General features: G+C 47.2%; 10 protein-coding genes. 1 reads left to right on the forward strand and 9 read right to left on the reverse strand.

Features of this window, described 5'->3' with window-relative positions; all coding sequences use genetic code 11:
- Positions 1-20: 20 nt before the first annotated feature.
- From carB to lspA, 8 genes are all read right to left on the reverse strand, one after another.
- Entirely contained in the window at positions 21-3,242 is a 3,222-nt protein-coding gene (gene carB / locus C558_RS0112680; RefSeq protein WP_018756652.1) for a carbamoyl-phosphate synthase large subunit, read from the reverse strand.
- A gap of 1 nt (position 3,243) precedes the next feature.
- Positions 3,244-4,374: a carbamoyl phosphate synthase small subunit gene (locus C558_RS0112685; protein WP_018756653.1), complete on the reverse strand. Its 1,131-nt coding sequence runs from the start codon at positions 4,372-4,374 to the stop codon at positions 3,244-3,246.
- A gap of 104 nt (positions 4,375-4,478) precedes the next feature.
- The gene (locus C558_RS0112690) at positions 4,479-5,759 is read right to left on the reverse strand and encodes a dihydroorotase (RefSeq protein ID WP_018756654.1); all 1,281 of its coding nucleotides are present in this window, start codon (positions 5,757-5,759) and stop codon (positions 4,479-4,481) included.
- Between the two features lie 22 nt (positions 5,760-5,781).
- Positions 5,782-6,693: an aspartate carbamoyltransferase catalytic subunit gene (locus C558_RS0112695; protein WP_018756655.1), complete on the reverse strand. Its 912-nt coding sequence runs from the start codon at positions 6,691-6,693 to the stop codon at positions 5,782-5,784.
- On the reverse strand, positions 6,690-7,268 hold the full coding sequence (gene pyrR / locus C558_RS0112700) for a bifunctional pyr operon transcriptional regulator/uracil phosphoribosyltransferase PyrR (protein ID WP_018756656.1): 579 nt from the start codon (positions 7,266-7,268) through the stop codon (positions 6,690-6,692). The genes C558_RS0112695 and pyrR overlap by 4 nt, the downstream gene beginning before the upstream one ends.
- 298 nt (positions 7,269-7,566) lie before the next feature.
- On the reverse strand, positions 7,567-8,820 hold the full coding sequence (locus C558_RS0112705) for an LL-diaminopimelate aminotransferase (RefSeq protein ID WP_026263893.1): 1,254 nt from the start codon (positions 8,818-8,820) through the stop codon (positions 7,567-7,569).
- 122 nt (positions 8,821-8,942) lie between these two features.
- Positions 8,943-9,890, reverse strand: a complete 948-nt coding sequence (locus tag C558_RS0112710; protein ID WP_018756658.1) for an RluA family pseudouridine synthase — start codon at positions 9,888-9,890, stop codon at positions 8,943-8,945.
- On the reverse strand, positions 9,887-10,525 hold the full coding sequence (gene lspA, locus C558_RS0112715; protein WP_018756659.1) for a signal peptidase II: 639 nt from the start codon (positions 10,523-10,525) through the stop codon (positions 9,887-9,889). Before lspA ends, C558_RS0112710 begins: the two co-directional genes overlap by 4 nt.
- A gap of 69 nt (positions 10,526-10,594) precedes the next feature.
- Here lspA and C558_RS0112720 point away from each other — a divergent pair, with 69 nt between their 5' ends.
- The gene (locus tag C558_RS0112720) at positions 10,595-11,338 is read left to right on the forward strand and encodes a TraR/DksA C4-type zinc finger protein (RefSeq protein WP_018756660.1); all 744 of its coding nucleotides are present in this window, start codon (positions 10,595-10,597) and stop codon (positions 11,336-11,338) included.
- A gap of 20 nt (positions 11,339-11,358) precedes the next feature.
- Here the strand turns inward: C558_RS0112720 and C558_RS0112725 are convergent, their stop codons facing one another.
- Positions 11,359-11,634: a DUF5665 domain-containing protein gene (locus C558_RS0112725; protein ID WP_245583798.1), complete on the reverse strand. Its 276-nt coding sequence runs from the start codon at positions 11,632-11,634 to the stop codon at positions 11,359-11,361.
- Positions 11,635-11,660 lie beyond the last annotated feature (26 nt).

The following is an 11,660-nucleotide window of genomic DNA, read 5'->3' on the forward strand; positions in this document are numbered from 1 at the left end:
ACTGCTGATCAAGGCTGATCTTATTGACCGTGGAATGCTGGCATGCTGCGAGTTGAGAAATTGATTGACTCGAGCATCTCTAGCAATGCGCTAACCGTATCTAGCGATGTCATACATACCACACCGTTCTCAACCGCTTCGCGGCGAATCCGGAATCCATCACGTTCAGGGGTCTTCCCTTTCGTCAATGTATTGACAACAAAGTGCGCCTGTCCATTACGAATCATATCCAGGATGTTCGGTGTGCCTTCGCTTAGCTTGTTCACGTTCGTTACGATCATGCCAGCTTTTTCAAGCGCTGCTGCCGTTCCGCCTGTTGCAATGATTTTGTAGCCCATATTGTAGAAGCCGCGTAGAATCTCAACCGCTTCATCTTTATCCTTATCCGCCACCGTTGCGATGATCGCACCTGTTGGCGGGATACGCATGCCAGATCCCACAAGACCTTTGTACAATGCTTTTGCATAATTCACATCGCGGCCCATAACTTCCCCTGTCGACTTCATTTCCGGTCCAAGGGTCGGTTCAACACGGCGCAATTTCGCGAAGGAGAATACCGGTACTTTTACCGATACATAGTCATCTTCCGGCCATAATCCATCGACGTAACCAAGATCCGCAAGCTTCGTTCCGAGAATCGCCTTCGTTGCGAGATTCGCCATTGGGATGCTCGTTACTTTGCTTAGGAACGGTACCGTACGGGATGAGCGCGGGTTCACCTCGATCACATACACTTGATCTTTGAAGATGACGAACTGGATGTTGACCAATCCGATCGTTTTCAGCTCTTTGGCAATCTTGATTGTAATATCAATCACTTGTTGTTTCAAGTGTGGCGCTAAATGTTGTGGAGGATACACCGCAATCGAGTCACCGGAGTGAACCCCTGCGCGTTCGATGTGCTCCATAATCCCCGGAATCAATACCGTCTCGCCGTCGCAGATGGCATCAACTTCCACTTCTTTACCTAACATATAGCGGTCGATCAAGACCGGATGGTCTGGGTTGATCTTCACCGCTTGCTCCATGTACCCTAGCAATTCTTCATCGGAGTATACGATCTCCATTGCGCGGCCGCCTAAGACGTAAGATGGACGTACGAGTACCGGATAACCAAGACCTTGCGCGATGGCAACAGCTTCATCAACCGAAGTAACCGTGCTACCTTGTGGTTGTGCAATATTTAAGCGGGACAGAAGGGCTTCGAATTTCTTACGATCTTCCGCCTCATCAATGCTCTCTAAGCTTGTTCCTAGGATACGCACGCCAGCTTTCTTTAGTGGTGCTGCCAAGTTGATTGCCGTCTGGCCACCGAATTGTACGATAACGCCAATCGGTTTCTCTTGCTCGATTACGTTCATAACATCTTCGAAGAACAACGGCTCGAAGTAGAGTCGGTCAGATGTATTAAAGTCTGTCGATACTGTCTCTGGGTTATTATTGATGATGACAGCTTCGTAACCTGCACTTTGGATCGCCCATACCGCATGTACTGTCGAGTAGTCAAACTCAATCCCTTGACCAATCCGGATTGGACCTGATCCAAGTACGACGATCTTCTCTTTCGGCGTCTCGATCACTTCGTTCTCTGTCTCATACGTTGAATAGTAGTAAGGTGTTGTCGCTTCGAACTCTGCTGCGCACGTATCAACCATTTTGTATACAGGCTTCAAGTTGTGCTCAAGACGGAAGCTGCGTACATCTGCTTCTTGCGTCATCGACAGCTCAGGGTTCGCGTTGCGTCTGATCTCTGCGATCGAACGGTCTGTTAAGCCTTTGCGTTTCGCTTCATACAAAGTCTCGTAGCTAAGGTTTGTCTCTTGTGTGATCAACGCCTCGAACTTCACGATACCTTCGATTTTATCAAGGAACCACCAGTCGATTTTCGTTAAGTCTTGGATTTGCTGCAGCGTGTAGCCTCTGCGGAAAGCTTCTGCCACCAAGAACATACGCTCATCGTCCGGCTTCTCAAGACGTAGGTTCAGCGTTGCTTCATCCAGTGTCTCAGCATCCTTCAAGTAGATGCGGTTCACACCGATCTCCAGGGAACGAACAGCTTTGTGAATCGATTCTTCGAATGTCCGGCCAATCGCCATGACTTCGCCTGTTGCTTTCATTTGCGTGCCGAGTTTACGGTTCGCGGAGATAAATTTATCGAACGGCCAACGTGGAATCTTCGTTACGATGTAGTCCAGTGTTGGCTCGAAGCATGCATAAGTTTGGCCCGTAACCGGGTTAATAAGTTCATCTAATGTATAACCTGCTGCGATTTTCGCTGCCATCTTCGCAATCGGGTAGCCCGTAGCTTTGGATGCGAGTGCCGAAGAGCGGCTGACACGCGGATTCACTTCAATGACATAGTATTGGAAGCTGAGAGGATCAAGCGCGAACTGCACGTTACATCCGCCTTCAATATTCAATTCACGAATGATCTTAAGTGATGCGGAACGCAGCATTTGATATTCGCGGTCAGACAAGGTTTGGCTTGGCGCAACGACGATACTATCGCCGGTATGTACGCCAACCGGGTCGAAATTCTCCATGTTGCATACGACGATACAGTTGTCGTTCGCATCACGCATAACCTCGTATTCGACTTCTTTCATTCCTGCAATACTTTTCTCGATGAGACATTGGTTGATAGGGCTGTAACGAATCCCTGAAGCAACCGTCTCAAGCAGTTCTTCTTCATTCGCACAAATCCCGCCGCCTGTACCGCCGAGTGTATAAGCAGGACGAACGATGATCGGGTAGCCGATTTCATTTGCGAAATCAACAGCTTCTTGCACTGAAGTTACGATTACACTCTCAGGCACAGGCTGCTCAAGCTCACGCATTAAGTCGCGGAACAAGTCACGATCTTCCGCTTTCTCAATCGCTGTCAGCTGTGTACCGAGCAATTTCACGTTCTCGCGCTCGAGTACGCCTGCCTTCGCAAGTTCAACCGCCATGTTCAGACCTGTCTGTCCGCCAAGCGTTGGAAGCAATCCATCTGGACGCTCTTGACGAATAATCTGCGTTACGAATTCAAGCGTAATCGGCTCGATGTATACTTTATCAGCCATATTCGTATCTGTCATGATGGTCGCTGGGTTGCTGTTGATCAAGACAACTTCGAGACCTTCTTCTTTAAGTGCTTGACAAGCTTGTGTACCAGCATAGTCGAACTCTGCTGCTTGCCCGATCACAATCGGACCGGAACCAATGACGAGAATCTTCTTCAGTTCAGTATTTTTAGGCATATTATAGATCTCCTTTCATGGCAGCGACGATTTCAGCTTGACGAGGTGCCTTTGGATTTGCAGCTTTATGTTCACGGATCATCTCAATGAATTGATCGAACAAGTAGCTGTTATCGTAAGGTCCTGGTGCAGCTTCCGGATGGTATTGAACCGTGAATACTGGGTATTTCTTATGTTTTAATCCTTCAATGGACTTATCGTTGTTATTGATGTGTGTCACTTCGAGCTCTGTACCAATAATAGAGTCCTCAAGCACCGTATAGCCGTGGTTCTGGGAAGTAATGAAGCAGCGGTTCGATGCAAGCTCTTTAACCGGATGGTTACCACCACGGTGACCGAACTTAAGTCGTGTCGTATCTGCGCCACAAGCGAGTGCGAACAATTGATGTCCTAAGCAAATGCCGAAGATTGGGAACTCACCGAGCAATTCCTTAAGCGTTGCAACGGCATGCGGTACATCTTTCGGGTCCCCAGGGCCGTTCGACAATTGAATGCCGTCTGGTTTCAGTCTGCGAATTTCTTCTGCTGTTGTATCGTGAGGCACAACCACCACATCACATCCGCGTTTCGTTAGCTCGCGTAAGATCCCACTCTTCGCGCCATAGTCGATCAATACGATACGCTCGCCGTCGCCAGGGCTGCTAAAGGAACCTTTGGTCGAAGTGCGTGCCACTTGGTCGCGCATCATCTCAGACACACCTAGCATTTCTTTCAACTCTTCTACAGGCATATTACCCGTTGTCAGAATTCCTTTCATTGTTCCGTGATTACGTAGGATACGTGTCAACATCCGTGTATCAATCTCGCTGATCCCCACAATGCCGTACTCTTTCAATAAAGAATCTAACGTATATTGTGCACGCCAGTTACTAGGCACCGGCTCATGACGGCGTACGACGAAGCCATGAATGTATGGACGGATGGACTCGAAATCGTCACGTGTAATCCCGTAGTTTCCGATCAATGGATGTGTCATAGTAACGATTTGTCCACAGTAGGATGGGTCAGAAATAACCTCTTGGTACCCTGTAATCCCTGTATTAAATACAACCTCACCTGTCGACTGTCCCTCTGCACCAAATGCTTTCCCAGTAAACAGTGTGCCGTCTTCTAACAACAATCTTGCTTGCATTCGTAACACAACCCTTCGAGTAAAATAAAACCTAACATGATAATTATACTTTATTTTGCATACTTATGCATAGCTACATACGAGCTATATTTGTGAAAAATTTATTATTCCGCTGACCAGACCAGCTTGCCATCGACGATTGTCGCTACAGGCCAACCTTTTAATTGCCAATCTGTGAATGGCGTATTGCGTCCTTTGGATAAGAATGTCTCTGGATTTACGCCTTGCACAGACTCTAAATCTACGATCGTAATATCTGCGATGGCTCCAATTTCAAGTTTCCCTGTCTCAAGTCCGAATACTCGTGCTGGATCCGCAGTCATACGTTTTACGAGGAAGTCTAATGTCCATTTGCCTGTTGCGACGAATTTCGTATATAGCAGTGGGAAGGCCGTCTCAAATCCTACGATTCCGAATGGTGCGAGCTGCATCCCTTTGGCTTTCTCTTCTTGGCTATGCGGTGCATGATCCGTAACGATCATGTCGATTGTTCCATCTTCCAGCGCTTCGATACAAGCTTGTACATCACGCGGAGAACGAAGCGGCGGGTTCATCTTCCAGTTCGCATCCATACTCGGAATATCTTCTTCCGATAACAAGAGGTGATGCGGGCATACCTCAGCGGTTACTTTCACACCGAACTGCTTCGCTTGGCGAATTAAGCGAATCGATTGCTCTGTACTCACGTGGCACACATGATAGTGTACGCCTGTTGCTTCAGCTAGTAAGCAGTCGCGACCAACATGAATCGCCTCGGATTCATTCGGAATGCCTTTCAGACCATGCTTCTTCGCAAAAGTTCCTTCATTCACTGCCGCACCAACCACAAGAGATTCATCTTCACAGTGCGCGATGACCGGCATATTCATGGAAGCCGCTAAGGTCATCGCATCCTTCATCATTTGAGCGTTCTGTACGCCGACACCATCATCTGTAAATCCGATGGCACCCGCTTCTTTGAGCGCTGCGAAGTCTGTTAACTCGCGACCTAATTCATTCTTCGTGATCGCTGCATAAGGCAGTACGCGGACGATACCTTCTGTCGCAGCTTTGTCGAGGACCAATTTGATCGTCTCAGGTGTATCGATGACTGGGCGTGTATTTGGCATACATGCGATTGTCGTGTACCCGCCTTTTGCTGCGGAACGTGTTCCCGTCGCAATCGTTTCTTTATGTTCAAATCCTGGCTCTCTTAAATGCACATGCATGTCGATAAATCCAGGGGCAACCAGTTTGCCCGCTGCATCGATGACTTCACCGCTTACTTCAACCTCTGATCCTGCATCTATGATTCCGGTTACCCGGTTATCTTCAATCGTAATATCCTTTAGTTCCAATTCTCCTGCTGCATTCAATACGTTTGCGTTCTTAATGATCAATCCCATCTGTCAACCGTCCCCTCTGCTTCTATTTAAATGCCCGTTCCATAACCGCCATGCGAATCGGTACGCCGTTCGACATTTGCGGGAAGATCCGTGAAGTCTCACATTCTACAAGTTCATCATCAATTTCAACGTTACGATTTACTGGTGCTGGGTGCATAATGATGGCATGCTGTTTCATGCGGGCTGCGCGCTCGACCGTCAATCCATACTGTTCACGGTAGTCATCCGCGAACTTCATCATGCGGTTTGTGTGACGCTCAAGTTGTACGCGAAGCATCATGACCACATCTGCTTGCAGCGCTTCTTCCATCGATACATACGTTGCATGCTCAGCAAGTTCAGGTGCTTGCATGCTTTCTGGTGCGCAGAAGTTCACTGTAGCTCCGAATTTCTTCAATGCCCACAGATTCGAGCGTGCTACACGGCTGTGTTGAATGTCTCCGATGATCGATACATTCAAACCTTGTAGGCTACCGAATTGCTTGCGCATCGTGTACAAGTCGAGTAATGCTTGCGTAGGATGCTCGTTGTTGCCATCCCCTGCATTAATGAGCGGGATGTTCAATTTCGCTGCCAATTGCGGGAGAATACCGATCGGCTTCAAGCGAATGACGCCTGCATCAATGCCCATCGACTCTAGGGTCCGTACCGTATCGTAGATGGATTCGCCTTTTTCCATGCTCGATGCCGCTGCTGCAAAATTCAGCACTTGTGCACCAAGACGTTTCTCAGCCATTTCGAAGGAAAACCGTGTTCTCGTACTATTCTCAAAAAACATATTTGCAACAAAGTGATCTTTCAACACAGGGTTCAGTTTGTTAGGCTGGGCTTCCCAATATGCCGCCCGGTCTAGGATGGATTCAATTTCGCTCTTGCTTAAGTCATGTAATCCCAACAAACTGCGTTCTTTAATGCTCGATGCTGTTAATGTCATTCGAATGACCCCCTTTGTTGAATGATGGATACTTGGTCTAATCCGTCATATTCTTGCAATGAAACGCTGATTTCTTCCATTTTGGATGTCGGTACGTTCTTACCTACGAAATCCGCTCGAATCGGAAGTTCGCGATGTCCGCGATCTGCGAGGACAGCGAGCTGTATCGATTGCGGTCTTCCTTTGTCCATGATCGAATCCATGGCTGCGCGAATCGTGCGTCCGGTGTAAAGCACATCATCGAACAGGATGATCTTTTTGTTATGAATCGGGAATGCTTGCGGAGGTTCTTGGAACTTCGATTCGCTTGCCTTCATGTTCGCCTCGCCATCTTCATTCAAGAGATCGTCGCGATAAGAAGTAACATCGAGCTCACCAATCGAGATTGTCGTACCTTCGATCTCACTGATTCGTTCCGCAATCCTTCTTGCGAGGAACACACCCCGCGTCCGAATTCCGACGAGTACACAATTCTCAATGCCTTTGTTCTTCTCCAGAATCTCATGGGCGATCCGAGTTAATGCCCGTCTGATCGCTGTCTCATCCATAATGACAATTTCCTCTGCATTCGTCATTTCGCTGCCTCCTTCATCGCTTAGCACCCCAACAAAAAAACTCCTTGCCCGAAAGCAAGGAGTTGTCGTTAGTCGTTCTCATATAGAAACATGCCCTACCGACCCGTCTGTTCATACGCGGAACAGGACGGACGATTCAGTAGAATCATCCTTCTTAGACGTTTACCTTGCCAGCCTCACGGGACTGATTTAAAGGTGCTATTCATTTAACAAGAATTATCCCACTTTACTATTCACTTGTCAACCATGGTTGTGAGAAAACCTTTTTCGAAGCAATCCAAAGATGTTCGACCGCGAATTAAAACTCAAACTCAACATCCGTTAATCTACGCTTGATTTCTTCAATCACGCGCTTCTCGTCTTCGATGCCATTCGCAATGAACGTAACCGAGAAACGTACGAAGTGTCCCGCATCCGTCCAAGGTACAGTGGAGATTAGCTTTTCACGAATAAGGTACTGTGAGAAGTCTTCCGCTGTCTCGAATTGCTGTCCGCCTTTAATGCCTTTAGGCATCTCTACATACAAGAAGAAGGAGCCTTTTGGCTTGCTTGCTGTGAATCCGATCTCATTCAATGCCGCAACGAGCAGATCATGACGACGCGAATACTTTGCAGCAATCTCTTCTGTCAATTGCGGGTTATCTAACCCGTATGCCGCCGCTTTTTGAATCGCAATAAATTGACCGGAATCATTGTTATCTTTTACATCGCTAAATGCTTTCACAATCAATGGATTCCCTGCAACGAACCCAATCCGCCATCCTGTCATGTTATACGATTTCGAGAGGGAATGAAGCTCCACGCCTACATCCTTCGCACCTGGAACAGATAAGAAGCTAAGCGGCTTCAATCCGTCATAGGTCAAAGCTGCATACGGCGCATCATGTACAACAACAACATCATTTTTCTTCGCCCAATCGACCACTTCGGTGAACAATTCAACTGTAGCGCTCGCTCCCGTTGGATTGTTCGGATAGTTCAAATATAGGAGCTTCGCACGACGCGCGATGTCTTCCGGAATTTCATTTAGTTTCGGCAAGAAATTGTTCTCTTTCAACAACGGTACAGTATAGACCTCACCGCCTAAATATTTCGTATGTGTACCTAAAATCGGATATCCCGGCACAGTCATAATCGTGATATCACCTGGATTAATGAAGCATGAAGGCAGCATAGCAAGCGCTGGCTTAGATCCAATCGAGTGTACGATATCCGTCTCAGGATGAATGTCATCCACTTGGAATACATTCTTCAAATAACGAGCAGCTGCCTCTTTGAACTCCGCGATCCCGTTATCCGCATAACCACGGTTTTCTGGCTTGGCCGCTTCTTCCGCGAGTTTCACCACGATACCTGCTGGCGCCATTTCGTCCGGTTCCCCTACGCCCATGTCAATGAGTTCAACATCTGGAAATGCTTTTCTTGCTGCGGCCTTAGCACGCTTGATCTTCTCGAATTTATAAATTGCTGTATCTTTACCATAGTTTTCACCGCCAATACGGCTTGCGAAGCTCTTCTGGATATACGTTCCTTGATATTGTTCAATCGTCATCATCTTACCTCTCCTTTAAAAGAAAAACTCATATCTTATCATATACCTCACTCCTGACTAATAATGAAGAAAATCCATCCCAAAAGGAATGGATTTTTCTTCTTAACATTTGTACTTTCTCGTTAACGCGTGCGAAGCCGATCCAGCAAATGCTCCATATCTGCTGGCAAAGGCGCTTCAAATTCCAAGTATTTCACTGTCATTGGATGCACGAACCCAAGAACTGCTGCATGCAAGGCTTGTCCGTCCATTTGCATTCCTTTACTGCGACCATACATTGGATCCCCGACAAGCGGATGACCGATAAATTTCATATGAACACGGATTTGATGCGTACGACCGGTCTCGAGCTTCAATTCAACCATCGTATAGTCCCCGAAGCGTTCAAGCACGAGAAAATGCGTTAGGGCATGCTTGCTGTTCTTATCCGTCACGGTGTACATCTTGCGATCTCCCGCATCCCGTCCAATCGGTGCATCAATCGTCCCATGATCATGCGCAATATTCCCATGCACAATAGCAATATATTTGCGAGTCACGGAATGATCTTTAAGCTGAGCAGCTAATGAAGCATGCGCTTGATCGTGCTTGGCAGCCATCAGCAGACCTGAAGTATCCTTATCAATCCGATGCACGATACCTGGACGCAGCTCGCCGTTAATCCCGGATAGATCCTTGCAGTGATACATTAATGCATTCACGACCGTCCCTGAGGAATGCCCTGGCGCAGGATGAACAACCATACCGCGGGGTTTGTTGATAACGACCACATCACGGTCTTCATATGCAATATCTAATGGAATGTCCTCCGGCACAATATCCACCGGCGATACCTCAGGGATTGTTAGGGTAATACGATCTCCTTCAGCCAACTTATAATTCGATTTGACAACCCGACCATTGACAAGTGCATGTCCATCCTGAATCCAGAGCTGGATCTGCGAACGAGACACATTGTCTTCTATAGACTCGGTAATATACTTATCAATACGTTCCTTATGATCTTCAGCGGTTACCGTCCATTCCTGAACGTCAGCCTCTGAACCCCTTTGCTCTTGCTGTTCACTCATTGCTGTTCCTCACTTTGTATCGGAAGTTCTTTTTCTTTGTCTTTGCTAAAGAATAAGGAATCGATTAAGACCAGAATGACCCCAATCACGATACCCGAATCTGCAATATTGAAAATTGGGAACGAGTAGCTACCAAAGTTAAATAATAAGAAATCGACGACTTCCCCATGCAGAGCACGATCCCAAAAGTTGCCGATCGCTCCTCCGAGAATCATACCTAGACCCGTTAATAGTGCTACACTGCCCGTTTTACGAACGTGGCGCATATACCAGACAATCGCGCAGACGACGACTGTGGTAATAATCAGGAAGAACCAACGCTGCTCCTGCAAAATCCCGAATGCCGCACCGCGATTCCGATGCGATGTAATGAGAAAGAAGTTCCCTATAACACTAATCTCATCCCCGATTGTTAATTTCGTAGCAATGATCCATTTCGTTACTTGGTCTAGAATAAGCACAATAAGTCCGATTAGAAAATAAATCACTATGTAAGTCACCCCGATCTGATCTATAGACAACGAGTCACCGCGAGTCGGCTTCCCTTGTCCTTCGTTATTGTAGCATAGCGTAAAAGTAATCGTCCAATATCCCCGCACAATAATTACCGCCGTTAAAAAACCCGCTTCCCGCACAACCTAACCTCATCATAGCTAAGCTGAGCAAGCAAGGGATCACTTCTCACTAAGGAGCTGGTATTACCGATGTCACAGAAATCGCACTTATCTTCTTCCCAATTCAGATCACTTCAACAAGCCCTTCACAGGATGAAGAAGGATCTTGAACAACGACTCGATCAGAGCAGCCACCTCGGATTAGCCGAGTCCATGCGAGACAACACAGGCGAACTGTCCACCAACGATAACCATCCTGCAGACCTTGGTACCGAAATGTTCGAACGCGGCAAAGACATTGCCCTACTTGAAAATGAAGAACGACGGTTAGCTCGTGTGAATATGGCGCTTGAACAGATGGAGCAAGGCGATTATGGCATATGCCATGAATGCGGCAAACCAATCCCTTTTGACCGGTTACAGGCCATCCCTTATACCCTCTATTGTGTCCAGCATTCGCCAGAACAAGCCTTATCTGAGAATCGCCCGATCGAAGAGCAGTTCCTCAATCCGCCATTCGGACGAACAAGTCTCGATGACCAAGAAGATCAGAATGGATTTGACGGCGAGGATGCTTGGCAAATTGTCGAGAGCTGGGGAACCTCCAATACACCGGCGATGGCGGAAGGCAACAATGTTGATGATTATGATGAAATGGCGATTGAAGCTTCGGATGAATTGGATGGCTTCGTCGAATCTTACGAAAGCTTCATTGCAACCGATATATTTGGTCAAAATGTATCCGTCGTTCGTAACAAGCAGTATCATAAGTACCTTGAAGAACACGAAGGTGAGCCGTTATTAGAACCGGATATTGTCGTTACCGAGGATTAGTCATTTACGCACCTGCAGTGCTAATACGTTTTTCCTTCGAGTTGTCGCTGTACAACACGAACCAAATCAGCGATATAGTCACCAACAATCGGTAAATTCAAGAGGTTCAACCACTGCAAGATATAGACGATCGTTGCTGCGAAGACGGAAAATCCAATCGCAATCCCGACCCCTTTCGCGATTCCCGAGAGAACATTCAGCCAAATTAACCGCCATGGCTTGAGCAGCAGCTCTGTATATTCCGCAATACGCGCCTGTTCCATGCTCTGTGCAATCGCATCAATTTGCAAATGCATCTTCTCCAGTATTTTTTCCAAGTGAT

This window comes from Paenibacillus terrigena DSM 21567, assembly GCF_000374845.1.
GTDB classification, from domain to species: domain Bacteria; phylum Bacillota; class Bacilli; order Paenibacillales; family Paenibacillaceae; genus Paenibacillus_K; species Paenibacillus_K terrigena.